The following is a 24,402-nucleotide window of genomic DNA, read 5'->3' on the forward strand; positions in this document are numbered from 1 at the left end:
TAATCACTCTTTCTCTACTGCAGAACCGAAGATCTTAGCTGCTAAAGCTTTACCTGTCGGTGTTGCAGCCAAACCACCTTCAGCAGTTTCTTTTAATGTGGAAGACATTCGTTCGCCAATCTGATACATAGCACCAATTACTTCATCACATGGAATGCGACTCGTAACACCGGCAAGCGCTAAATCAGCTGATACAATCGCTTGAGATGAACCCATCGCATTTCGTTTGACACACGGGACCTCAACCAGTCCTGCCACTGGATCACAAACTAAACCGAGCATATTTTTAAGCGTGATGGCCATAGCTTGAGCAGACTGATCCGGCGTTCCACCGGCCATCTCGACAGCCGCAGCGCTCGCCATACCAGCTGCAGAACCGACTTCAGCTTGACAACCACCAGCCGCACCGGAAATCGATGCATTATTAGCAACCACCTGACCGAATGCTCCTGCTGTAAATAAAAATCGAATCATTTGCTCACGTGTTGGATTTAAACGATCCTTTAGACCGAATAAGACACCCGGAACACATCCAGCACTACCTGCTGTTGGCGTTGCGCATATCGTTCCCATAGCGGCATTCACTTCATTTGTTGATACCGCTTTACTAACAACTTCTAGTATAACGCCACCTGAAAGCGGTTTATGATCTGACATATAATTTTGTATTAAAACGGCATCTCCACCTGTTAAACCTGAGCGAGACTCGACGCCTTTAAGTCCGTCTTCTACCGCTTTTTCCATAACGTCTAAATTTCGTTCCATTTCAGCAAAAATATCTTCACGTGATTTATCACTTTCATCCATCTCTTGTTGAATCATAACTTCAGAAATAGGGATGTTGCGTTCTTCCGTTAGTTTGATTAATTCACTAACGTTTCTAAACATGTCTCATACTCTCCCTTCTTAATCAGCGATGGTTACCACTTGTAAAATGTGATCACATGTCCCAAGCTCTTCTAATATATCTTCTGGGATTCGCTGATCGGTTTCAATCACCATCATCGCATCTTTACCTTGCTCTTTTCGGACGACTTCCATATGCCCAATATTAATTTCATGACTAGCTAATACTTTAGTCACGGAAGCGATGGCACCATAACGATCATTATGCATGACTAATATAGCTGGAGAATTTCCAGACAATCTTAATTCAAAGCCATTTAACTCAGTAATTTCCGCTTTTCCACCACCAATTGAAATACCGACAAGCTCGAAATCACCCTGATCATCACCCATTTTAATTCTTGCTGTATTTGGATGATCGGCAGAACCTTCCTCTTCAATAAACTCCACATCCATACCAGCTTCTTCTGCCTGTTTAAATGCGTCTTTAATTCGTTCATCAAATGTATCGAAATCAAGTAATCCCCCAATTAACGCAACATCTGTTCCATGACCACGATACGTTTTTTCAAAGGAGCCATACAAATGAATCTTGGCCCATTTTGGCTGACGTCCAAATAGCTGTCTAGCCATTTTCCCTATTCGAGCAGCACCTGCTGTATGTGAACTAGATGGACCAATCATAACCGGACCGATAATATCAAAAACCGATCTAAACTTCATGTTCGTACACCACCTCAATATCATTCTACTTCCATTTTAGCGAGAAATTGAATAAATTCCAACAAGTATTCCATGATATGAACAAACTTTATTTGAATCTTTGTTCAATTTATCGGTATAATGACCTTTGGGTAAAACTTACCTGGGTGGGAGAGGGCTATACAACAAAAGAAGGAGTTTAGATGAAACAATTAAATAAAAAGGATTGGTCAAGCGAAATTCTTGCAGGTATTATCGGCTATTTAACGACGGTTTATATTGTAGCTGTTAATAGTTCAATTTTAGCAGAAGCAGGTATTGACCGTGAACAGGCTATGATCGCTACAATTTTAGCCAGTTTTGTTGGAAGTGTATTGATTGGATTATGGGCAAAGGTCCCCATCGTGATTATTCCTGGTATGGGAGTCAACGTTTTATTTACCTTTTCAATCGTTCAACAATACAATTTCACTTATGAAGAAGGTCTAGGTATTGTCGTTGTTTCAAGTATCATCTTTTTATTAACGGCCTTCACACCAATTGGAGAAAAATTTAAAATAGCAGTCCCCGACTCTTTAAAACACGGAATCACAATCGGGCTCGGATTGTTTTTAGTCTTAATCGGTTTAGAAAATGGTGGGTTAATCGTTAGTGGCGAATATTCCATTATAACATTAGGTGACTTTGCATCACCAACCGTTCTGGTGAGCCTTTTGTCGTTAATCATTGGTATTGTATTATTCGTTAAAAATGTACCGGCAAACTTTTTACTCACGATGATTATCGGAACGTGGCTAGCATCGATGTTTGGCATCTTAGATCAAGAAAAAGGAAGTTCGTTAAGTCTTGATGGATGGTCGAGCTTATGGGTGATGCCGGATTTCAGTCATATCGGATCCATCTTTTTTTGGATTGCCGTTTTACCACTATCGATCGTGTTGATATTTGAAAGCATGGGATTAATTCACGGACAGCTTAGTATGATTAATAAATCCGATTCCTATAAATCTGCCAATCGAAGTAGTGCCCTTTCGGCGCTATTAAGTGGATTCTTTGGAACATCACCAACGATCCCAGCAGCAGAGAGCGCTGCGGTAATTGCCTCTAAAGGAAGTACAGGTATCGCAAGCATCGTTACAGGAATTTTATTTTTGACAACTTTTTTATTTATTCCTTATATTTCATTAATCCCAACAAGCGCAATCAGTCCGATTTTAATCATTGTTGGCGTCTTAATGATGCAAAATATTAAGCATATACAAATAGATGATCTAACCGAAGCTTTTCCAACGTTTTTAATCATGTTTATGATTCCATTTACGTACAGTATTGCAGATGGTATGGCATTCGGATTTATAGCCTATCCAATCATTAAAATTGTGACACGACAGAAAGAAAAGCTTTCACCACTATTAATACTCATTTCAAGCTTATTTTTAATTGAATTTATTATAAAAGCTTTGATGTAAAGCATCCCCCCCTCATGACTGCATGAGGGGGTGCTTTAAACTATAGGTTTTCAAATATTGAGAACTTTTTTTCCGATATAAAGAACTCTTTTCTCGTTAATGAGAACTTTTCTTTTAATATTAAGAACTTTCCCCCAGAAATTGAGAACTCTTATCTCGATATTGAGAACTTTTCTTTGTTTCATACTTCTATCGGTGGTTTTTGCAATCCTATCAGTGTGTTTTGAAGTTCTATCGGTGTATTTTCACTTTCTATCGGTGTATATATAAAAGAGAGCTGGTCATTCCAGCTCCCTTTACCTATTATTCCACTGAGAAGATAAACGAATAAATCGGTTGTTTACCTTCAATCACTTCAACTTCAATGTCAGCAAAATTCTCTTCAATATATGATTCCAATTGTTCCACTTCGTCATTTGTTCCTTCTTCACCTTGAAGGATGGTGACGATTTCATCTTCTTCATCATCAATCATTTCTTTTAAAAGGCCAAAGATCGTCGTCATTTTATCTTTATCGACGGATTCAATGCTTCCATCAAGAATACCCATGAAATTGCCTTCTTCAATCGTTTTACCTTCGATTTGAGTATCTCTTACCGCATATGTAACCTGTCCAGTCTTCACAAATTGTAATGCTTCACTCATCGCTTCATGGTTCGCTGATAACTCAGCTTCTGGATTATACGATAGCATAGCTGTCATGCCTTGTGGAACAGTTTTCGTTGGCACGACTTTTATCTCGCAGTCGACAAGTTCCTCTGCTTGTTCAGCAGCCATGATGATGTTTTTATTATTTGGTAAAACTAATACATGGTCTGCGTTTGCTTCCTTAATTGCTTCTACGATATCCTGTGTGCTCGGATTCATCGTCTGTCCACCTTCGATCACTACATCGGCTCTTAAGCTTTCGAACATCGTTTTGATTCCTTCACCCATCGCAACTGTGACAACAGCCATATCCGCTCGTTTAGCTTCTTGTTTTACTGGTTTTCGCTCACGTTTTTCCTCATCAACAATCGAGGAGTGCTGTTCACGCATATTTTCAATTTTTATATTAGTTAAGCTTCCATATCGCTGACCAATTGTCATGACTTCGCCCGGGTATTCAACATGAACGTGTACTTTGACCACATCATCGTCCGAAACAACCAATAAAGAATCCCCATGTTGACTTAGTTCTTCACGGTATTCTTGTTCATCAAACGGATTTTGAGCTAATTTGTCATCCTCAAACTTAACCATAAATTCTGTACAATAACCAAATTCAATTTCATCCGTATCCATGAAATCCTGATGCATTTTATGGTGTTCAGCATTCACCATTTCATTAATGGATGGTTGTGTACTGTTTTCGGGTAACTCTTCCCCTTTTAATGAAGCGATGAACCCTTCATAAACCGTTACTAAACCTTGTCCACCACTATCAACAACACCTACCTCTTTTAAAACTGGTAATAAGTCAGGTGTACGATTTAAAGACTGTTTGGCCTCCTCAAGAACTTTTTCAAACCATTCCACGGTAGAATCAGCAGTATTAACGGCTTTGTTTCCGGCTTGAGCCGCATCTTTGGCCACCGTTAATATGGTCCCTTCTACAGGCTTCATAACAGCTTTATAGGCTGTATCAACCCCATCCTGTAAAGCATCAGCTAAATCTTTAAGCTCAAGTGATTGTTTATCTTGTACACTTTTAGAAAAACCACGAAATAATTGCGATAAAATAACGCCAGAGTTACCTCTAGCGCCCATCAGTAAACCTTTAGACAAAGCTTTAGCTATCTCATCAATGTGATCATGATTTGCTTTTTCGACTTCTTGGGCACCAGACGTCATGGTTAAATTCATATTCGTTCCCGTATCACCGTCCGGAACTGGAAATACATTTAATGAATCAATCATTTCTGCTTGGTTAGACAAATGATGTGCGCCTAATAAAATCATTTGCGCAAATTGTTCACCATTTAACGTTCGATTAGACACTCTCTTTTCCTCCTTCATCCAAAAAACAACTAAGACGTTACACGAACTCCATGAATATAAATATTCACCGTGTTTACATCTAAACCAATCATTTTTTTAAGCGAATACTTGACTTGATTTTGTATATTATGTGCAACCTCAGATACTTTTGTACCATATCCGACAATGATATACATATCAATATCAACTTGGTCGTTTTCACTGCGCACAACGACACCTCTAGAAAAATTCTCTTTTCCTAGTATTTCTGATAAACCATCTTTTAATTGTTTTCTAGAAGCCATACCTACAATACCATAACATTCAATCGCCGCTCCACCTGCAATTGTAGAAATGACCTCTTTGGAAATCGAAACGGTTCCATATTCATTTCGTATATCAATCGACATTTTCATCCTCCTCGGTTCACATGACTACGGTTATTTTACTATAAGCCATTTGAAATGAAAAGACATAGCGTCCTTTTTAAAAATGCTGAACTTTAAGATGCGCTAGCCTTTCATGATTTTTTACATATTGAAAACATTTATGCCATGTGGTAAATTAGATAAGTAATGATTAAAGAGATATTTTTTTGATAGGCAGGAGGGAATTATTGTGGCACGTAAATGTCATGTAACAGGACGTAAAACAGCGACTGGTAATAACCGTTCACACGCATTAAACGCAACAAAACGTAAATGGAAATCTAACGTACAAAAAGTTCGCGTCATGGTAGACGGTAAACCTAAAAAAGTTTACGTTTCTGCTCGCGCACTTAAATCAGGTAAAGTTAAACGCGTTTAATATTCAAATACACAAAAAAGCTACCTGGCACATCAGGTAGCTTTTTTGTTATTTTTTAAAAATACCCATAATTCCGCGAATCATTCCACTTAAAAACCTCGGTACCTTAATCGTATAAAATTTCATCTTGCCCCTCCTATACAACCTTTCAAGATCATTGGATTCACTTTAATCACGACTCTTTATAACTAATAATATGCCAGATTTAAATAAATAAGTACCTTTTTTTTCGGACCATTCATTTGAAACCGTTAAAGTCGAGTCATTAGTAATGGTATGATCTTCTAAGGTATACCGGAAACCATTTAGAGTTAACCCTTCCACGGTTTGAGAAAAAGGTAAAAAAGATATATAGGGGAGCGATTCATCCTTTAGTAATGCATACTTACCCGGGTATTTCATCGTCAATTCATTTTGATGGTTCACTAGCCATACATCAATATTCTTTTCCGCAAAATGCTTTAATAGATGAATGTTCATCCATTCGTGATCAAGCCGCCCGCCAGTAGCCCCAAAGACAAAGACTTTTTTCGGGGACAATTGAATAGTTTCTATAAAAGCCAATTCGAGATCTGTTTCATCCTTTACTGATGGATAAACTTTCACCTTTTGCGAATCTTGTTTAATCTCACTCAATCGCTCCTCTGAAATTGAATCAAAATCTCCAATCACTAAATCAGGTGTAATATTCGAATTTAATAAGACGTCAACTCCTCGATCGACACCAATCCAAAAATTAATTTGTTGGTAATGCGATAGATTAGGAATCTCAGCCTGAGGTCCAGCTCCGACAATTCCGATCATTTTTTCCATACGATCTCACCTTAGACCAAATGATTTGTAATCGATTGGATAGCTTGTTTTCGATTCTGCTGTTTAAAAATGGCACTCCCAGCAACGAGCACATCTGCGCCCGCATCCACACAAATTCTAGCAGTCTCTTGATTCACACCACCATCAACCTCTATTTCATAATCATAGTGATGTTTTTCTCTTAAATCATGTAAACGCTCTATTTTTGAAACAGCAGATTCGATAAATGATTGCCCACCAAAGCCTGGATTGACGGTCATAACTAAGACTAAATCTACATCCCCAAGGATTGGCTCTATTTGCTGAACTGGTGTTGCAGGGTTAATCACAACACCTGGTTTTACATTTAAGTCTCTAATTTGCTGAATCGTGCGATGTAAATGTGGACATGCCTCTTGATGAACAGAAATAATATTAGCTCCAGCCTTTGCGAAAGCTGGAATATAATTTTCTGGATTCTCAATCATTAAATGGACATCCAATGGAAGGTTGGTTATCGGTCTTATCGCATCAACAATTAGCGGTCCAATTGTGATATTTGGTACAAAATGACCATCCATGACATCAACATGAATATAGTCAGCGTATGAATCTACATCTTTGATTTCATCTCCCAGCTTTGCAAAATCTGCTGATAGAATTGATGGTGCTATTTTCGTCATTATGAATACCTCGGCTTTCTTGATTTAATTTCTTCATAGAAGGATTGATAATGCTCATATCGGAATGGTGTAATCGTACCTTCTTCAACTGCGTCTTTAACAGCACACTTAGGCTCATTCATATGTAAACAACCACGAAACTTACATTGGTCTTGTACTTCTACAAATTCTTTAAAACAAAATCTTAAATCCTCTAATTCAACCTCATTAAAATCTAACGAACTAAAGCCTGGTGTATCTGCGACAAAACCGCCTCCGAGTTGAAAGAGCTCCACATGCCTTGTCGTATGCTTCCCGCGGCCAAGACTTTTAGATATATCCCCTGTTGCGATATTTAATTGTTCGTTTAAACCATTTAACATGGATGATTTACCAACACCAGATTGTCCAGCTATAACTGATAGCTTATTATTTAAATATGGCAAAACCATTTTTTCTAATTGATCCATATGTTTGGAGACAAGCAATACTTTGTAACCGATTTGCTGAAAGGATCCAACATAGTCTTCTAATTTAGACAGTTGATCATCTGAAGCCAAATCTTTTTTGGTTAATATGATTAAAGGGTCAATGTTCTTGAACTCGATTAAGGTAAGGAATCGATCAAGTAATAAAGGATTAAATTCTGGTTCCACCACAGAACTAACCATAATCACTTGATCGACGTTAGCGATCGGTGGACGAACTAATTCATTTTGACGCTTCTGGATATCAATAATCGTACCAGTGCCATCAGGTTGTGTCTCAATTTCAACCCGATCACCCACAAGTGGGGTGATCTTCTTTTTCCGAAATAATCCGCGTCCTTTACATGAATAGACATCCTCACCGATCAACACATCATAAAAACCACTAAGTGCCTTCACAATTATTCCTTGACCCATTTATTGACCCTCTCTTGCCTCTTCATATGAAATCACATCTTCCTCATATAAGTCACCATCACGTTTGACTATATATTCCCCAGATTCACCAGGTTCAATCGTTAATCTAATCGTATAGGTTGTGTCGTAATAAATAGTCTCCTCATTTAACACATCATTAATACTGTTATTTTGATCACCGACATAAATCTCAACGACATGCCCTCGTCTATTTCCAAAGCCATTACCGTTCCCGTTACCTCTACCGCCTTCATATTCTACCTCAAAGGTAACTTCAGTTGTGACAGGTTTTAAGTCAGGTCCTTTTGAAACGACAACTTTTACTTCGTTTCCTTTTTCTAATTGCGCGTTGACCCCTGGTTCTTGTCTTATAACTTCACCCTCAGGTACATCCTCAGAAAACTCTTCCTCTGTTATTAAGGTTAATTCATTTTCACCTATATATTCTTGAACTTCCTCTAACGTCCAACCCCTGAACGACTGTAAGGTCACTTTAGGTGGCCCAGTACTGACATCGAAAATCACCTTCGTCTCTTCAGGTATGATTTTCTTCCCAGGCTCAGGCTGAATTTGTCGTATGATTTCGCCTTCAGGTTTATCTGATTCTTTACCGTAAGAAATCACATCATCATAGCCTTGATTTTGTAGGAAGCGCTCCGTTTGATCAAATTGCTTTCCAACATAATTATCAAACTCGATTTTTTCCTTTCCAATACTCGTATAAAGCGTAACTTCTGATCCCTCTTTTACCATCGACTGACCTTCCGGAGAAGTTCTCACGATTAACCCTTCATCGACAGTGTCTGACGTAACAGATTCTCGCTCTACATCTAATCCTAAATCAGATAACTGATTCACCGCCTCTTCATACGTTTCGCCTGCCAAATCAGGAATCTCTACATCGTCAGGGCCTAGCCATTGAGGTAACAAAAATAATGCGATGACCCCTGCTGTTATGAATAAAACGAGAAAGGATAATAATATCGATAGCCATTTTTTTGGTTTTTTCCCATTACTTTTAGAGTCTGAATGATTTTGATTAGCTACGAGCGTATCTTCTTCATAAACATTTCCTGCTGTGTCGCCAATGACTGGAAGGGCTTTTGTTTCTTCACCATCTTCAATCGGAACCATAAACTTTTCCTCATTCGCGCGTTCAGGATTTAAAACGGTTGCTAAATCCTCTTGTAGTTCTTCAATCGAATCATATCGTTGAAGTGGATCCTTAGCCGTAGCCTTTAACACGACATTTTCTAAGCTTTGTGGGACGTCTGGATTCACATCTCGAACGGATGGCGTCTCAATCTGCATATGCTTTAATGCAATCGATACAGCTGACTCTCCCGAAAATGGTAAATGACCCGTTAACAATTCATAAAGTACGATTCCGAGTGAGTATATATCTGATTTTTTGGTCGCTGTACCACCTCTTGCTTGTTCAGGCGATAAATAATGAACCGAGCCTAACACATTATTCGTTTGGGTTAATGAAGTTGCACTTAGCGCCATTGCAATACCAAAATCAGTGATTTTAACATATCTATGATTATTAAGTAATATGTTCTGGGGCTTTATATCACGATGGATGATGCCATTTTCATGGGCATGCGCCATCGCTGATGATAGTTGAGACATGATATGTACAGCATCTTGCACTGAAACCGGACCATGGTGCTGAATATGCTGCTTTAATGTCATGCCCTCAACATATTCCATCACGATATAATAGATATCCTCTTCCTGTCCAACATCATAAATACTGACAATATGGTCATGCGATAAACTAATTGTTGATTCAGCTTCTCTTCGAAAACGCTCAATGAATTCACGGTCATTCGAATATTCCATTCGTAAAATTTTTAATGCAACGTTACGATGTAATATAATATCCCGTGCCAAATAAACTCTAGCCATCCCGCCTCCACCGATCGGGCGGATTAACTTGTAGCGTTCATTTAGAACTCTTCCGATCATCATGTTGCTTCACCTGCTTTACGTTGGACGAGAACAACAGATATATTATCTTCTCCCCCGTTTTGGTTAGCCAGTGATACTAACTCATCTACTTTCTCCTCCAATGAATGATCTCCTTGTATAACCGCCATCATTTCATAGGAGCTTAATTTATTCGAAAGACCATCTGTACATGATAAAACGTATTCATGCTCTCTCCACTGGAATGTATTAATATCAATTCTTAAATTAGACTCCGTACCAACTGCTTGTAACAAAACATTTTTCTTCGGGTGGTATTCCGCCTCCTCTTCCGTTAATTCACCATTATTAACGAGCTGTTGAACGAAAGAGTGATCCTCTGTAACCTGTCGAATTTCTTCATTCGTAACGTGATAAAGACGACTATCGCCAACATGTCCTACGATGACATATTCATCAAAATATATAGTAGCAACTAATGTTGTTCCCATGCCAACACATTCTTGATGGTCATGCGCATGAGATAAAACATATTCGTTCGTCTTCATAATCGCTTCTTCCAACCAATCTTTTATCACTTCTTCAGATGTAAGCTCACCTGTTTCTTCCCATAGCTCTTTCATATATGTAGATGACAATTGGCTTGCGACATCACCGGCCTTATGACCGCCCATTCCATCAGCTATGATGGTCAGCATCTGATTCGATTGGTTGTAATAAATTCCCCCAGAATCTTCATTTACTTTTCTCACTTTCCCCACATCTGACACAAAACACGCATTCATTCAATCGGTCACCTCATTTTAGACGAATTATTTTCTTTTAAGTCTTGTAATGAAAAATCCGTCTGCATTAAAATCTTGTGGAAATAGTTGTATACCATAATCCGAAATACCGTTTAATTGCCGGCAGCTATCCGGCAATTGCTTAAAAAAGGATGGATCAACTTCAAAATCAGGAAAGTCATTCAAAAATTGTTTAATTTGATTCTCATTTTCTTCTACATCAACAGTACAGGTACTATAGACTATCCTTCCATCTTGTTTAAGCAACGGTATAACGGCTTCAAGTAATTGTCTTTGTATTTGGGCTAAGTCATAGATGTCAGATTCTTTTTTATGATATTTAATATCAGGCTTACTTCTTAACACACCTAAACCGGTACAGGGTGCATCTATTAAAATACGATCAAATGATTCCTCATTATGCTTCTCCCCTAGTAATCGACTATCCAGCGTTCCAGTTTGAATAATCGTTAGGTCTAATGTTTCCGCCTTTTCTTTTACTAGTTTAACCTTTTTGTCATGTAAATCATATGCATAGATTGTCCCTTGATTGTGCATTTTTTCAGCTATATGCGTCGTTTTCCCACCGGGTGCACTACATGCATCTAATACAGTCATGCCTGATTCAACATCTATCATTTCTGACACAAGCATCGACGTTTCATCTTGAATCGTTAGTTTTTCAGGAAATAATGAACTCGATAAGACATTCCCCGACAAGACATTGACACCTTGCTTACTTAATGACGATTGTTCTGTCTCAATGTCTTCTTGTTTTAGAGTTGATTGAGCTTCATCCATATTGATCTTCAATGGCTGTATACGAGCGGATATTTTTTTAGGTTTCAAATTAGACTCACACATTTCCTCAGTCGTGTCCATGCCATACATCTTTACCCACCGATTAACGAGCCAATAAGGATGACTCGTGCGAATCGATAATTCCTCTATTGGATCGTTTATTGAAGAAAAGGATGGCACACCTTTTCGTTGTACATTACGTAATACACCATTGACAAATCCGCTTTTCCCGCGATGTCCATTTCGTTTTGAGATTGATACAGCCTCATTTATAACGGCGTGGTCAGGAATTTTATCGAGATAAACCATTTGATAAATCGATAAATAAAGTAACCATTTAACCCATTGATCCATTTTCTTTTTGACAAACGGCTTTAAATAAAATTCTAATGTCAATCGGCGTTGTAATGTTCCATAGACAAGTTCAGTTAACAAACCCTTATCCTTCTCTGAAACATCATTATTCGATATGGCTTGGTTGATTAATATATGGCTAAAACCACCACTTTCTCCAACTTGCATCAGTAATTTTAAAGCAAGCTCTCTTACGCTTTTGATTGCCATCCTATCATCCTAACTTTGTCCCAATTTCAAAGAAGTCCTTTGAGCCACGAAGGAAATCAGCTGATTGAACCCGTTTCTTACCTGCTACTTGAAGTTCTGTTATTTTAACCGACTGACCATCACCGGTTGCCACAACAATGCCATCATCTTCAATGTCGATAATCATTCCTGGTGTTTTCTCTGAAACCTGCTTACATTTTTCTGCCCACCATACCTTTAAATTTTTATCGTGATAGATGGTGTAAGCTACAGGCCAAGGGTGTAAGCCACGAATGTGATTGTATACATCTGCCTGTGACTTATTCCAATCGATTTCCTCTTGTTCGCGTTTAATATTATATGCGAAAGTCGCTTCCTCATCATGTTGAGGTTTTGGTGTAATCTCTTCATTAAACAGTTTAGGCAAAGTATTTAATAGTAATTCAGATCCGACTTGGGCAAGTTTATCATGTAAGCTTCCAACATGGTCGTCCTCTTCAATTGGTACAGAACGCTGCGAAATAATATCACCCGCATCTAATGCTTCAGCCATGTACATAATTGTAATACCTGTTTCTTTCTTCCCTTGAATTATCGCATAGTGAACAGGCGCTCCACCGCGAAGCTCGGGTAAAAGTGACGCGTGTACATTCACACAGCCGTAATCTGGTTCCTCTAATATCGCTTTAGGTAAAATTTGACCATAAGCAGCCGTAACGATGAGATCCGGGTTATAAGCTAATATATCATTATAATCATGTCGGATTTTTTCAGGTTGAATAGCCGGAATATCGTGTTTTAAAGCCACATCTTTCACAGGTGATGGCGTTAATACCCGCTTTCTTCCTTTTGGGCGGTCAGGTTGCGTGACGACCGCAACCACTTCATATGTTGATTGGATGAGTGATTCTAAAACTGGGACACTGAAATCGGGTGTACCCATAAATACAATTCGTTTCGTCATGATAACCCTCTCTTACATAAAATGATATGGTTCAAAGTCAACCGTGAGTTGAAGTTTTTGTTGATTAATTTGTTTTTTAAAATGATCCAAAACGTCTCTTAGAGCTTCCTCGACATCTTCTCTACTTTTGTATTTTATCATGCATTGATAACGATAGCGATCTTTAATCCGAAGCATCGGCGATGGGGTCGGCCCCATCAACTGACAACGGTCGTTTGTTTTTTTTGAAATAATTTGTGCAACTTTCTTTGAGGCCTCGATTACCTCAATATGATTGTCATGTGATAGATTAATTAAAGCTAAATAATAGTACGGCGGATAATGAAACTGTTTACGCACCTGCATTTCTTTTCGGAAAAAAGCATCATAATCATATTGACTCGCTAGCTCCACACTATAGTGCTCGGGCGTGTATGTCTGAATCACGACTTCACCCGGAAGCTCATGACGGCCTGCTCGACCACTAACCTGAGTTAAAAGCTGAAACGATTTTTCCGATGCACGAAAATCTGGTAAATGTAGCATCGAGTCAGCCGCGAGAACCCCAACTAATGTTACATTTTTAAAATCTAACCCTTTGGCAATCATTTGTGTCCCAAGAAGTATATCAGCCTCATGGTTACCAAAACGCGTCAGTAACTTCTCGTGTGCGCCCTTCCGATTCGTCGTATCTACATCCATTCTGATCACATTCGCATCTGGAAAATGGAAGTTCAACGCTTCTTCAACCTTTTGTGTCCCCGTACCGAAAAAGCGAATCGCATCACTCTCACAGCTCGGGCACTGATTTGGCATCGGTTTTTCGTCATTACAATAGTGACATTTTAACTTATGCTGTCTTTGATGATATGTCATCGAAATATCGCAATGCTCACATGAAATGGTTTCACCACATTCCCGGCACATGACAAAAGTCGAATAACCCCGCCGGTTTAACATCAACACGACCTGTTCCTGTCGCTCTATACGATCATTGATTTTTTCAGTCAATGAATCTGAGAACATCGTCCGATTGCCATGATGAAGCTCCTGCCTCATATCGACAATTTCAACGTCGGGCATCGACTTATCATTGATCCGTTCTGTTAATTCTAAAAGCTGATAGACACCTTTTAGCGCACGTGCGTAAGATTCTAATGTTGGCGTTGCACTTCCGAGTACGACTGGACATTGGTGATTAGTACCGCGTTGTTTTGCTACCTCGCGTGCATGATATTTCGGATAATCCTCTTGTTTATATGTCGTTTCATGTTCTTCATCAATTATAATAATACCTAAGTTTTCAAACGGTGCAAAAATGGCAGAACGTGCTCCGACGACGACTCGCACTTCCTGTCTATGAATTTTTCGCCACTCATCATATTTTTCACCAGCCGACAAACCACTATGTAAAACAGCAACGTCATCACCGAATCTCGCCTTAAATCGTGAAACCATTTGCGGCGTTAACGCAATTTCAGGAACTAATACAATCGCTTCTTGGCCTTTACTTAATACTTCTTGAATTGACTGTAAATATATTTCTGTTTTCCCACTACCGGTTACACCATGTAATAAAAAGGTTCTGTAAGTGTTTGATTCAATGGAATCCAAAATGGGGTCTATCGCTTGTTGTTGAAGATTGGTCAACGCTAATGGTTTTGTTGATTCCTCATTTTTCCCTTCATAAGGATCGCGATATACCTCTTTTTGTACGAGTTTTAATATACCCTTTTCCACTAGGGCATCAACCGGTCCCCTTGTCGTTTGTAGCTGCTTTATTAAGTCATTTAATAGTACACTTTCGGGGTGATCAATAAAATGCTCTAAGATCTCCTTTTGCTTTTTCGCACGTCCAGGCATATTCTCATTCGTTTCCATTAAAAGATGAACCTCTTGAGCAGGCTCGACATAGGTGTGCTTTTTTATACGATTTTTCCCTTTAACGATGTATTTAATATCCATGAGTTGATCATTAATATACTTTGATACTTGAGAATGTGTAATCGAACTATTATCGAGATCTGAAAAAGGAAAAACTTCACGTCCTTGTGCCACATCTCGAAGCTTTTCAGGTAAATGATCCTCCTCTTCGATTAACCATACTTCCTTATCGTAAGATGCTTTAAATACAGCCGGTAGCATCGCTTGTAAGGCTGATATTCGATAACAAAGCGTTTGCTCCTGAAGCCAGGACGATAATTCGAGTAATTCCGAAGTCAAAATCGGTGTATAATCCATCACCTCTTGAATCGGTTTTAACTGATCAAATTCACTATCACTAGCTAAATCAACAACAAATCCCATGACCTTCCGCTTGCCAAAAGGGACGATGACACGTATCCCTTTTTGGACAACATGTTCTAATTTTTCCGGTATGTCATAATCAAAGGTTGAATCAATTGGTGATGCGGCGACATCTACGATTACCTTTGCGACTTTCACTTTGCTTCCCCCATCATATCTTCTATAAAAATATCAAATAATTGTTGCGCAATCTCATGTTTTGATCGAATAGTAACGGATTTTTCTTGGCCAGTCTTAGTTATCACTTGAACTTCGTTATCATCAGACTGAAAACCAACATTTAGATTACCAATATCATTGATAACAATGGCATCTAAATTCTTTTTATCAAGCTTTTGACGGCCATAATATAAAACGTCATCCGTTTCAGCTGCGAATCCAACTAAATATTGGTTCTCTTTCTTCTCACCTATCGTTTTTAAGATATCTTTCGTTCGTTCTAACTCGATAACGAGTGATTCGCTTTTCTTTTTAAGCTTTTGTTGTGATGGATTCTTCGGGCGATAGTCTGCAACCGCAGCGGCTTTGATGACCATATCCTGATCATCAAAACGTTCCAAGATAGCTTCATACATTTCTTGTGCTGTCTTAACTTGAATAAGCTCAACACCATTAATAGGATCCATTTGAACAGGTCCTGAAACTAATGTCACAGAAGCACCCAATTGTTTGGCAACCTCTGCTAAGGCATAGCCCATTTTGCCTGACGAATGATTGGTGAAAAATCGAACCGCATCAACTGCTTCTTTTGTCGGTCCAGCTGAAATTAAAACGTTTTTACCCTTTAAAGGCTGTCCCTTAGATTCCGAATCATCAATCACTTTAATAATATTTTCTGGTTCTTCTAAACGTCCTTTACCAACATACCCACAAGCTAAGTAACCATCACCCGGTTCGATAAAACGATACCCATATTTCTCTAAGGTTATAAGATTATCTTTTACTGCCGGATGATCATACATATGAACATTCATTGCAGGGGCAATGTATACGGGTGCCGTAGTAGCAAGCAAAATCGTTGTTAACATATCATCCGCTAATCCATTAGCTAAACGAGCTAGTAAATGCGCCGTTGCTGGTGCCAGAATCACAATATCGGCCCAATCCGCTAAATCTATATGAGCAATCTTTTCTGGATTTTTTTCATCAAATGCATCTGTATAAACAGGGTTTCGGGATAAAGCCTGAAACGTAAGCGGCTGAACAAACTCTGTTGCTCCCTCTGTCATGATCACTTTGACATCCGCACCTTGCTGAACTAATTTACTCGTTAAGGCACAGGCTTTATAGGCTGCAATCCCACCAGAAACACCGAGTACAATTTTTTTCCCTCTCATCATTTTCTCCTCCAAAAATAAACGTTTAACTTTATATTAGTTTAACATGAAAATTTCACAAAAAGAAAAACAACCTGTATCATTTCCAGGTTGTTATCATTTACGTGCTCCTAAAATTTGAACGGATAATAATTAATTATAAAACCTCTTCATCAATCGTTAATTTCTCATCCATGATCTCTTCTAATGCGACACCGACATTTTTTGTTGATTTTGGTGATTCAACCATGGCACCGCCGCCTGAGTCTTGTAAATCACGCGCACGCTTAGCTGAAATAATAACTAAGGCGTACTTAGAATTGATCTTAGTTAATAAATTATCAACAGAAGGCTCTAAAATCACGATAAATCACTCCCTAACGCTTTTTTATATTGTTTGGCGACTCTCTCACGTTTACAGTGTTCACTAACGACAATGGATTGTATACGTCTAACCGCACGTTCAATCTCATCATTAACGACGACATAATCATAGGCATCCATCATATCGATTTCTTTTTTCGCTTCTAATAATCGATTTCGTATGAGTTCTTCCGATTCGGTTCCACGATGCATAATTCTATTTTTTAATTCCTCTAAACTAGGCGGGAAAAGGAAGATAAATACGCCTTCAGGAAGACTCTCTCGGACTTTCATTGCCCCTTGTACTTCAATCTCGAGAAAAACATCTTTCCCTTGATTTAAGGTGTCCTCAACATACTGTTTTGGCGTACCATAATAATTCCCTACATACTCAGCATATTCAATGAGTTCATCATTTTCAATCATGTTTTCAAATTGTTCTCGCGATTTAAAGAAATAATCCGTTCCATCCTGTTCACCCTCACGTGGTGCACGCGTCGTGACAGATATGGAATATTGCAAATCAGAATCCTCTTCGAATAGCTGTTTTCTAACTGTTCCCTTCCCTACACCTGAAGGACCGGAAAGTATAAACAAAATCCCTTTCTCTTCCAAAACGATATCCTCCTAGTTGTCTATGTTCATATCTTCATTAACGACACGTTGTCCAACTGTTTCTGGTTGTACAGCAGATAAGATGACATGGTCACTGTCTGAAATAATAACAGCTCTTGTCCGTCTCCCATATGTAGCATCGACTAATTTGTTATTGTCTCTTGCAACTGTAATAATACGTTTAATCGGGGCTGATTCGGGTGACACAATCGAAATAATTCGATTAGCAGATACAACATTACCAAACCCGATATTAATTAATTTTAAATTCATTCGTTTCTCCCCTAACTGTTTAGTTTACCATTATGTTTATATCTATGATTTTTCTATAATAACTATTATAGTCTAAATACGGTTAAAATCTCAAATTTTATTCAATGTTCTGTACTTGTTCTTTAATTTTCTCAACTTCACTTTTTAATGCTACGACAATCTTACTGATTCGAACATCGTTTGATTTTGAACCAATTGTGTTGGTTTCACGCAACAGCTCTTGTGCGATAAAATCCAGTTTTCTCCCAATGGGTTGTTTGAGTTCTATTGTTTCAATCACTTGCTCCACGTGAGAGAACAATCTCGTAATTTCTTCAGTTATATCTGACTTATCGGTTAAAAGTGCAACTTCTTGTACAATGCGTGATTCATCTTGTACCGCACTATCTAAATGCTCTTTTATTCGCTCCGTTATTCTTTCCCGGTACTGCTTTTGAATGAGATCAATTTGACCTTCTAATTCATTTACTTGACGGTTAATCTTTTGAATTCGATTCAAAATGTCCTGTTTTAATGTCGAACCTTCTTCTTGACGCATCGTATGTACGTTTTTAAGAACGTCATCTAAAATTTCCAATATCTTCTCCTCGAGCTTTTCATCAACCTGCGCTTCCTCTTCTTCAACGAATATATCTTCTAATTGTATAAGGTCTTCAAGCTCAATGTCTCCTGACACATCACGATTTTCCTTTATTTCTTTTAGCCCCTGTAAATATTGGTCTAACGTTTTCCAGTTGACCTGAATATGTTTAGCTCGTATACCTTCACCCATAATATTAATAAAAACATCAATCCGTCCACGCTCAAAATATTGACGAATCTTTTGTTTCATCGCATCTTCAAAAACTAATAATTCCCGAGGCATTTTAAAGGAAAAATCTAAAAAACGATGATTAACAGTTTTAACTTCAATCGATATCGTTGTTTGATTGACCTTACCCTGTGACTGTCCAAACCCCGTCATGCTATTAACCATTACGTCACCTACTTCATCATTCTTGACAAAATTGTTACATTATTATTGTTGCATTAAATGGAAGGTTTTTTCAATAGATATTCATAAACCCTAACGATTTAATTTTCATTCGTGCTATACTAGACTTCGTATAGAGGTGATATTTATGGCCTTCGATGGAATTGTAACTCGAGCCGTCACACAAGAATTAAATGAAGCATTAACAAGTGGTCGAATTACAAAAATATATCAGCCAACAGAACACGAACTCATTTTCACAGTACGTCAAAATAGTAAAAACAAAAATTTATTAATTTCAATACATCCTAATTATGCTCGCCTTCATTTAACGAATGAAAAATTCAATAACCCGAAGGAACCACCCATGTTTTGCATGGTGCTTAGGAAGCATTTAAGCGCTGGATTCATTGAAAAAGTCGAACAAGTCGAGCTCGAGCGGATCATTCACATATCCGTGAAAGGTAAAGACGAAATTGGTGATGAAAAAAATAAAACGCTTATCATAGAGATTATGGGTAAGCATAGTAACGTTATTCTAGTTGACCCGGAACGCGACATGATTTTAGACAGCTTAAAGCATATTAGTACCTTACAAAACCGACATCGCGCGATTTTACCTGGGCAAACTTATATAGCGCCACCGGACCAAGGGAAAATAAATCCATTAACCCTTGACTCTCAAGCATTTGTACGTAAATTAGATTTTAACCAAGGTAAAATGGACCGACAAATTTTAAATCTGTTAATGGGATTATCTCCAATTGTTAGCCAATCGATTGCTGAGAGAGCTTTTTTAGGCTCAGCTGACACTTACCAACAGGTTTTTGAACAATTTCAGCAACATTTAATCAACCATCAGTATAAACCTTTTATCATTAAAGGAAAGAAAGATGATTTTCACGTTCTGGATATGGTCGCAGACAAAGATTATAAATACCACTTTAACCAAGTAAGTGATATGTTAAACCAATTTTATCAAGGAAAAGCCGAGCGAGACCGCGTCAAAGGCATGACACACGACCTGATGAAATGGATGAAAAATGAACGAGATAAAAATAAACGGAAAATCAAAAAACACGAAAAAACACTAAACAAAGCCCAAAAAGCTGACGAATATCAGAAAAAAGGTGAACTATTAACTGCGCATATGCACTTAATCAAACATGGTGATTCATCAGTTTCAGTTGTCGATTATTATGATCCAGATCAACAAGAACTAACAATCGAATTAGATCCCAATAAAACACCGAGCCAGAATGCGCAACATTACTTTAAACAATATCAGAAGCTCAAGAAATCACGTGAAGTCGTTACAGTCGAAATCGACAAGGCAAATGAAGAAATCGATTATTTTGAGCGACTTATCCAACAGCTAGAACAAGCGCGAGCAGAAGACATTGAGGACATTCGTGAAGAGCTACAAGAACAAGGCTATTTTAAAGCAAAACAACAAGGTAAAAAGAAAAAAGGTAAAAAACAAATTCAACCTGATCATTATGTCGCATCAGATGGGACTGAGATAGTTGTTGGACGTAACAATAAGCAAAACGAATATGTCACAAACCGAATGGCCAATAAAAATGACATATGGCTCCACACCAAAGATATTCCAGGCTCTCATGTCATTATTCGTTCGTATCAACCAAGTGAAGCTACCATCTTAGAAGCAGCGATGATTGCCGCCTTTTACAGTAAGGCAAAACTATCATCTTCAGTACCCGTTGATTACACATTAGTAAAACATGTCAGAAAACCAAATGGAGCGAAACCTGGCTACGTGATTTATGACAATCAGCAAACCGTTTATGTGACACCGGATGAAGATAAAGTGAATCAGCTTAAACAATAGTGAGAGCACATGGATTAATCCCTGTGTTTTTTGTACTTTGAGAAAATAAAAAGGACTGTTATACAGTAAGGGGTTCCGTTACTTTGGAGAAAAGTTTAAATCACAAACTAAATCACAGTGTTTTTTCACAATGATTTATGTATAAAACAGGCCAAAAATAACAACAAAAAAAGAGGTGCATTGGTACTGCACCTCTTTTGTAATATGATTTATATTTTTAAATGCTACTAATGGTGATGCTTCTTATTAAACTAACGCCCCATTTTGTTCAAGAAGATTAAGAAACATTTTTTTAAATCCAATGGCTTGGTCTTTCTAAATAATTTGGTATTTTAGTATGAACATCTCCAACTGCTGAATTGATTTGTGACTGTGTAAGAAAGAGAACTTCAGACAAGTCAGTACCACTTAAATCTGCGTCTCTAAGGTCAGCACCAATAAAATCGGCTCTCCTCAAATCACTTTGGCTTAAATTTGATGCTATCATTAGTTTCCCACGAAAATCTTCGCCTTGTAGATTTAATCCCTTTAAATTCGCTCCTAAATAGTCTGACTTTTTCTTCAAACCATTCTTTTTACCGTTTTTACTCCTGTTGGCTCTATACATTTCACTTGTCTCTAGTAACAGAGCGTTGACCTTGCTTCTATGTGCCACTATATCAATTTTTAAAATCTCTTCTGGCTCTTTCATGGTAAGTTCAATCGTTTCTTCATAAATCTTTTGCAGTCGACTTTGTATCGATTTTGTTTCCTTCAATGTAAGAGTATGTTGGAGATACCATAGCATTTCATGCAGTTGTTGAACAAGAGGAAATACAGCAAACATTTCTTCTGCATGTTCAGCATCTTCACGCCAATCTTTACCATTATAAATTGATTGTGAAACATGTTGACCAGCACCAAAACACTCATAAGAAACACAACCACGAAACCCTTTCTCCATCAATTGGTCGTGTATAGCACACAAGTTATTTGAACATAAATTACGGCAAGGATTTCCACCGTCTTTGTTAAAAGGGAAATCAGATGATTTTCCATAAGGTAACGCTACACAACATAATCCAAAACAATTTTTACAATCCGATTTTAATTCAATAAACATTTTTCAGCACTTCCTATAATTCACATATATGTTTTTACTTAATAACATAAATTAAATAGTTTTCGAACAGTTCAACTTAATCACATCTTCTTTCATTAACCTGCCCCTTTACTTAAAGTAAGAATGGAACTTTCCTGAAGTATTTGTCCCCGTTAATTATTAAGGAAGAAATTATTGACAAAACTGATTTAATCAAATTGCACTAAAACTTATTGGCAGCCTTATCTAACCTCTTGAAAAAATTACAAGCTTTCTATATCGCTCACCAATACGGGCAATCCATAGTGAAATAAATGTTGTTTGCCTTCAAGTTCCCGTAAGTTTGCTTGTGGAAATTTATCTGCATATTTTTTATGGTGTGTAAACGGTACGATATCTTCGTTACGACTATGATAAAGAAACAAATTTGGGATTTCAGGAAGTTTTTTTTCAAAGTTATTTTGGAGAGTGAAATCTTTCGACTTCCAATCATCCTCTAACCCCCAATAAGGAGCTGCAATTATAAACAAACCACTTAGAGATCTGTTAAATGATTCTTCAGAAAGGTACTTTAATAAGACAGAACCGCCTAACGAATGACCAATTAAAACCAGTTCTCCGTTTATCATATTTAGTTCCTTATTAAGCTTATTCTTCCATAGTACATACTCTGGATTTTCTGGATTAGGCATCTTAGGAATAACAAATTGATATTTATCCCTGAGTTCGCTTTCTAAATATGCTGAAAGTTTGCTACTTCCTTGTTCCTTTTCCTGTGGACCGGCACTATGAATAAATAAAACAGTTTTTTTCATTACCTCATTTCCTCCCTTACTTATTAATACATTCAACTATTATTTATTGGCTGAACAGCTTCTTTTTTTCTTGCTTTTTTATGATGTAAAGAATGCTCATTATTAAATTGTCTAATTTTCTTATTCAAAAAAGATGAAAATTTTCGCTACACTCCAACACAATTTATATATTTAAGTCCATTTTCCTTCTCTTATAATTGATTTATATTATCTCGTTATTCAACAGTCTTTCCAATGAATGCATCAATGAGCTAACTTTGTTCAACTCTAGTTAGCAATAGGTAAGCATTTGAAGTTATCCCCAGCTTTTCCCCTGCTCCGCACGAAGCATGCTAGTTTCCCAGCACTTCGCGGTCCATCTACCGATGTATGATAGATTATAAGTTCTTCGTTACCTTAGACGTGAGATGTTTCTACCTTTTTAAGCTCACATTTTACTCGATATTGATTTATTTTCTTTATCATTGAAATACTTAAATCTAATTTTTGCAACTCTGATATAATCGTTTCATGGTCTATACGGTGAACAAGTCGATGTATATCTTCATGAAGAATGCGAAGGTTGTTAAACTCATCCGTTCCTCCCAGATGTTTATGTCAGTGGACATCATAAGCCGTTAAATCCCAACCTGTGATTCGCATTTTCCCATTTTCATACTAAATCGACTAATTCGGTTATCCAAATATTCAACCGTTCTGTCTGGAAGGGTTGATTTCATTAGTATGCTGATTTCAGTTTCAATGTCTGGCATTAATTTATTGCAGACTTTCTTTCTGCCTTCTTCCGTAAAAAGAGATAATGTTGGACTAAAGTTCATTGTATTAACTGTTTTAATATTCCCTATCGGGAATAGATGGACAGTAGCAATTTTGAACGTTTTAAATCCTGTACTATAAAACTTTTTATAGGTTGAAGTGGGATTAATAGGATGTCCATATTTCCCAAAAGAACGAAGGCGGTTGTACAGAAAGGCTTTTAGCTCGTAGGCAAGACGTGAGAATTCTGGATTGACATGAGTAGCTCGGTTAAAATAATTATGAATACCCAACACCAAGCTATTGTACCGTAGAGCATTATTCAAAGTTGCCACATTTTAGTTGTTTCATGACTAATACCACTTCAATTCACGCTCATTAGTCATAACCGAGTCTGGATTTTTAACTTCCGAGTCTGGATTGATAACATATGAGTCTCGATTAATTGGTTCTGACTCTGGATATTTTATTTAAGAGTCTCGATTTTAACTATGGTTCTTCTAATTTAGATTATCAGCTCTTATTTACGTACTCCTTTTTCACATTATCAACTTGTTTCTCAAGTGCAGAGATTCTATTTTTAAAATAGGTTGATTGTTTTTCTATGTATAAGGTGATTTGATAGATTGAAAAACTGATCGATATTAATATCACCCCAAACAAGATTTGAATGATGCCTCCATTGGCATTATCTCTAATAAGGTCTACTATACCAAATAAAACAGGAAATAAACCTATAACACTTATCGCCGTACATAAACTATATATCACCTTTATATTCATCATTAATCCACCCCCAAAGTAGCATGAATGAATGCAGATATTAGGATTAAAACAAGTACTAGAACAAGTATTTTATATTCACGGCCATATTAAAATTCAATAAAACCCCTATTATTTCC

General features: G+C 37.5%; 25 protein-coding genes. 3 read left to right on the forward strand and 22 right to left on the reverse strand.

Annotated features, from left to right (window positions below; genetic code table 11):
- Window positions 1-3: 3 nt before the first annotated feature.
- On the reverse strand, window positions 4-888 hold the full coding sequence (sdaAA, locus tag BLP77_RS03365; RefSeq protein ID WP_093855708.1) for an L-serine ammonia-lyase, iron-sulfur-dependent, subunit alpha: 885 nt from the start codon (window positions 886-888) through the stop codon (window positions 4-6).
- Between the two features lie 18 nt (window positions 889-906).
- Window positions 907-1,569 (reverse strand): L-serine ammonia-lyase, iron-sulfur-dependent subunit beta, encoded by a 663-nt coding sequence (gene sdaAB / locus BLP77_RS03370; RefSeq protein WP_093855709.1) that lies wholly within the window; start codon window positions 1,567-1,569, stop codon window positions 907-909.
- A gap of 182 nt (window positions 1,570-1,751) precedes the next feature.
- On the opposite strand from sdaAB, the gene BLP77_RS03375 reads away from it, so the two are divergent.
- Window positions 1,752-3,017 carry an NCS2 family permease gene (locus tag BLP77_RS03375; RefSeq protein ID WP_093855710.1) on the forward strand — a complete coding sequence of 422 codons (1,266 nt, stop codon included), beginning with the start codon at window positions 1,752-1,754 and terminating at the stop codon, window positions 3,015-3,017.
- Window positions 3,018-3,320: 303 nt separating this feature from the next.
- On the opposite strand, the gene BLP77_RS03380 is transcribed toward BLP77_RS03375, so the two are convergent.
- Together BLP77_RS03380 and BLP77_RS03385 are read right to left on the reverse strand one after the other, a co-directional pair.
- Window positions 3,321-4,997 (reverse strand): DAK2 domain-containing protein, encoded by a 1,677-nt coding sequence (locus BLP77_RS03380; protein WP_093855711.1) that lies wholly within the window; start codon window positions 4,995-4,997, stop codon window positions 3,321-3,323.
- A 29-nt stretch (window positions 4,998-5,026) separates the two neighbouring features.
- A complete protein-coding gene (locus BLP77_RS03385) occupies window positions 5,027-5,386 on the reverse strand; it encodes an Asp23/Gls24 family envelope stress response protein (RefSeq protein ID WP_093855712.1) in 360 nt (119 codons plus the stop codon).
- Window positions 5,387-5,594: 208 nt separating this feature from the next.
- Here BLP77_RS03385 and rpmB point away from each other — a divergent pair, with 208 nt between their 5' ends.
- Window positions 5,595-5,783, forward strand: coding sequence for a 50S ribosomal protein L28 (gene rpmB / locus BLP77_RS03390; RefSeq protein WP_093855713.1), 189 nt, complete (start codon window positions 5,595-5,597; stop codon window positions 5,781-5,783).
- 48 nt (window positions 5,784-5,831) lie between these two features.
- On the opposite strand, the gene spoVM is transcribed toward rpmB, so the two are convergent.
- From spoVM to BLP77_RS03460, 14 genes are all read right to left on the reverse strand, one after another.
- On the reverse strand, window positions 5,832-5,909 hold the full coding sequence (gene spoVM, locus BLP77_RS16220; RefSeq protein ID WP_143001397.1) for a stage V sporulation protein SpoVM: 78 nt from the start codon (window positions 5,907-5,909) through the stop codon (window positions 5,832-5,834).
- Between the two features lie 42 nt (window positions 5,910-5,951).
- Window positions 5,952-6,596, reverse strand: coding sequence for a thiamine diphosphokinase (locus BLP77_RS03400; protein ID WP_093855715.1), 645 nt, complete (start codon window positions 6,594-6,596; stop codon window positions 5,952-5,954).
- An 11-nt stretch (window positions 6,597-6,607) separates the two neighbouring features.
- The gene (gene rpe / locus BLP77_RS03405; RefSeq protein ID WP_093855716.1) at window positions 6,608-7,258 is read right to left on the reverse strand and encodes a ribulose-phosphate 3-epimerase; all 651 of its coding nucleotides are present in this window, start codon (window positions 7,256-7,258) and stop codon (window positions 6,608-6,610) included.
- Entirely contained in the window at window positions 7,258-8,142 is an 885-nt protein-coding gene (gene rsgA / locus BLP77_RS03410; protein WP_093855717.1) for a ribosome small subunit-dependent GTPase A, read from the reverse strand. Before rsgA ends, rpe begins: the two co-directional genes overlap by 1 nt.
- On the reverse strand, window positions 8,143-10,119 hold the full coding sequence (gene pknB / locus BLP77_RS03415; protein WP_093855718.1) for a Stk1 family PASTA domain-containing Ser/Thr kinase: 1,977 nt from the start codon (window positions 10,117-10,119) through the stop codon (window positions 8,143-8,145). It lies immediately after the preceding gene.
- Window positions 10,116-10,862, reverse strand: a complete 747-nt coding sequence (locus tag BLP77_RS03420; RefSeq protein ID WP_093855719.1) for a Stp1/IreP family PP2C-type Ser/Thr phosphatase — start codon at window positions 10,860-10,862, stop codon at window positions 10,116-10,118. The genes pknB and BLP77_RS03420 overlap by 4 nt, the downstream gene beginning before the upstream one ends.
- A 27-nt stretch (window positions 10,863-10,889) precedes the next feature.
- A complete protein-coding gene (gene rsmB / locus BLP77_RS03425) occupies window positions 10,890-12,227 on the reverse strand; it encodes a 16S rRNA (cytosine(967)-C(5))-methyltransferase RsmB (RefSeq protein WP_093855720.1) in 1,338 nt (445 codons plus the stop codon).
- A 4-nt stretch (window positions 12,228-12,231) separates the two neighbouring features.
- Complete coding sequence (gene fmt, locus BLP77_RS03430; protein ID WP_093855721.1) at window positions 12,232-13,170, reverse strand: methionyl-tRNA formyltransferase; 939 nt, start codon at window positions 13,168-13,170, stop codon at window positions 12,232-12,234.
- Between the two features lie 12 nt (window positions 13,171-13,182).
- A complete protein-coding gene (priA, locus tag BLP77_RS03435; RefSeq protein WP_093855722.1) occupies window positions 13,183-15,594 on the reverse strand; it encodes a primosomal protein N' in 2,412 nt (803 codons plus the stop codon).
- Complete coding sequence (coaBC, locus tag BLP77_RS03440) at window positions 15,591-16,796, reverse strand: bifunctional phosphopantothenoylcysteine decarboxylase/phosphopantothenate--cysteine ligase CoaBC (protein ID WP_093855723.1); 1,206 nt, start codon at window positions 16,794-16,796, stop codon at window positions 15,591-15,593. The genes priA and coaBC overlap by 4 nt, the downstream gene beginning before the upstream one ends.
- 133 nt (window positions 16,797-16,929) lie before the next feature.
- Complete coding sequence (rpoZ, locus tag BLP77_RS03445; protein ID WP_093855724.1) at window positions 16,930-17,136, reverse strand: DNA-directed RNA polymerase subunit omega; 207 nt, start codon at window positions 17,134-17,136, stop codon at window positions 16,930-16,932.
- Window positions 17,133-17,756, reverse strand: coding sequence for a guanylate kinase (gmk, locus tag BLP77_RS03450; RefSeq protein ID WP_093855725.1), 624 nt, complete (start codon window positions 17,754-17,756; stop codon window positions 17,133-17,135). Before gmk ends, rpoZ begins: the two co-directional genes overlap by 4 nt.
- A 6-nt stretch (window positions 17,757-17,762) precedes the next feature.
- Window positions 17,763-18,023 (reverse strand): extracellular matrix/biofilm regulator RemA, encoded by a 261-nt coding sequence (gene remA / locus BLP77_RS03455; protein ID WP_093855726.1) that lies wholly within the window; start codon window positions 18,021-18,023, stop codon window positions 17,763-17,765.
- A 97-nt stretch (window positions 18,024-18,120) separates the two neighbouring features.
- Complete coding sequence (locus BLP77_RS03460) at window positions 18,121-18,999, reverse strand: YicC/YloC family endoribonuclease (RefSeq protein ID WP_093855727.1); 879 nt, start codon at window positions 18,997-18,999, stop codon at window positions 18,121-18,123.
- A gap of 145 nt (window positions 19,000-19,144) precedes the next feature.
- On the opposite strand from BLP77_RS03460, the gene BLP77_RS03465 reads away from it, so the two are divergent.
- A complete protein-coding gene (locus BLP77_RS03465) occupies window positions 19,145-20,848 on the forward strand; it encodes an Rqc2 family fibronectin-binding protein (RefSeq protein WP_093855728.1) in 1,704 nt (567 codons plus the stop codon).
- A gap of 292 nt (window positions 20,849-21,140) precedes the next feature.
- Here the strand turns inward: BLP77_RS03465 and BLP77_RS03470 are convergent, their stop codons facing one another.
- The 4 genes from BLP77_RS03470 to BLP77_RS03485 all read right to left on the reverse strand — a co-directional run bounded on the left by BLP77_RS03470 (window position 21,141) and on the right by BLP77_RS03485 (window position 24,286).
- Entirely contained in the window at window positions 21,141-21,950 is an 810-nt protein-coding gene (locus tag BLP77_RS03470; protein WP_093855729.1) for a pentapeptide repeat-containing protein, read from the reverse strand.
- Window positions 21,951-22,192: 242 nt separating this feature from the next.
- Complete coding sequence (locus tag BLP77_RS03475) at window positions 22,193-22,744, reverse strand: alpha/beta hydrolase (RefSeq protein ID WP_093855730.1); 552 nt, start codon at window positions 22,742-22,744, stop codon at window positions 22,193-22,195.
- A gap of 617 nt (window positions 22,745-23,361) precedes the next feature.
- On the reverse strand, window positions 23,362-23,826 hold the full coding sequence (locus BLP77_RS03480; RefSeq protein WP_245686793.1) for a hypothetical protein: 465 nt from the start codon (window positions 23,824-23,826) through the stop codon (window positions 23,362-23,364).
- Window positions 23,827-24,013: 187 nt separating this feature from the next.
- A complete protein-coding gene (locus BLP77_RS03485) occupies window positions 24,014-24,286 on the reverse strand; it encodes a hypothetical protein (RefSeq protein ID WP_093855731.1) in 273 nt (90 codons plus the stop codon).
- Window positions 24,287-24,402: the final 116 nt, after the last annotated feature.

This window comes from Tenuibacillus multivorans (assembly GCF_900103915.1).
In the GTDB taxonomy this organism is placed as follows: domain Bacteria; phylum Bacillota; class Bacilli; order Bacillales; family Alkalibacillaceae; genus Tenuibacillus; species Tenuibacillus multivorans.

Coding starts and splice junctions, on each gene's coding strand:
- sdaAA (WP_093855708.1), bottom strand. CDS start 888: ATGTTTAGAAACGTTAGTGAATTAATCAAACTAACGGAAGAACGCAAC.
- sdaAB (WP_093855709.1), bottom strand. CDS start 1,569: ATGAAGTTTAGATCGGTTTTTGATATTATCGGTCCGGTTATGATTGGT.
- BLP77_RS03375 (WP_093855710.1), top strand. CDS start 1,752: ATGAAACAATTAAATAAAAAGGATTGGTCAAGCGAAATTCTTGCAGGT.
- BLP77_RS03385 (WP_093855712.1), bottom strand. CDS start 5,386: ATGTCGATTGATATACGAAATGAATATGGAACCGTTTCGATTTCCAAA.
- spoVM (WP_143001397.1), bottom strand. CDS start 5,909: ATGAAATTTTATACGATTAAGGTACCGAGGTTTTTAAGTGGAATGATT.
- BLP77_RS03400 (WP_093855715.1), bottom strand. CDS start 6,596: ATGGAAAAAATGATCGGAATTGTCGGAGCTGGACCTCAGGCTGAGATT.
- rpe (WP_093855716.1), bottom strand. CDS start 7,258: ATGACGAAAATAGCACCATCAATTCTATCAGCAGATTTTGCAAAGCTG.
- rsgA (WP_093855717.1), bottom strand. CDS start 8,142: ATGGGTCAAGGAATAATTGTGAAGGCACTTAGTGGTTTTTATGATGTG.
- pknB (WP_093855718.1), bottom strand. CDS start 10,119: ATGATGATCGGAAGAGTTCTAAATGAACGCTACAAGTTAATCCGCCCG.
- BLP77_RS03420 (WP_093855719.1), bottom strand. CDS start 10,862: ATGAATGCGTGTTTTGTGTCAGATGTGGGGAAAGTGAGAAAAGTAAAT.
- rsmB (WP_093855720.1), bottom strand. CDS start 12,227: ATGGCAATCAAAAGCGTAAGAGAGCTTGCTTTAAAATTACTGATGCAA.
- fmt (WP_093855721.1), bottom strand. CDS start 13,170: ATGACGAAACGAATTGTATTTATGGGTACACCCGATTTCAGTGTCCCA.
- coaBC (WP_093855723.1), bottom strand. CDS start 16,796: ATGATGAGAGGGAAAAAAATTGTACTCGGTGTTTCTGGTGGGATTGCA.
- remA (WP_093855726.1), bottom strand. CDS start 18,023: ATGAATTTAAAATTAATTAATATCGGGTTTGGTAATGTTGTATCTGCT.
- BLP77_RS03460 (WP_093855727.1), bottom strand. CDS start 18,999: ATGGTTAATAGCATGACGGGGTTTGGACAGTCACAGGGTAAGGTCAAT.
- BLP77_RS03465 (WP_093855728.1), top strand. CDS start 19,145: ATGGCCTTCGATGGAATTGTAACTCGAGCCGTCACACAAGAATTAAAT.
- BLP77_RS03470 (WP_093855729.1), bottom strand. CDS start 21,950: ATGTTTATTGAATTAAAATCGGATTGTAAAAATTGTTTTGGATTATGT.
- BLP77_RS03475 (WP_093855730.1), bottom strand. CDS start 22,744: ATGAAAAAAACTGTTTTATTTATTCATAGTGCCGGTCCACAGGAAAAG.
- BLP77_RS03485 (WP_093855731.1), bottom strand. CDS start 24,286: ATGATGAATATAAAGGTGATATATAGTTTATGTACGGCGATAAGTGTT.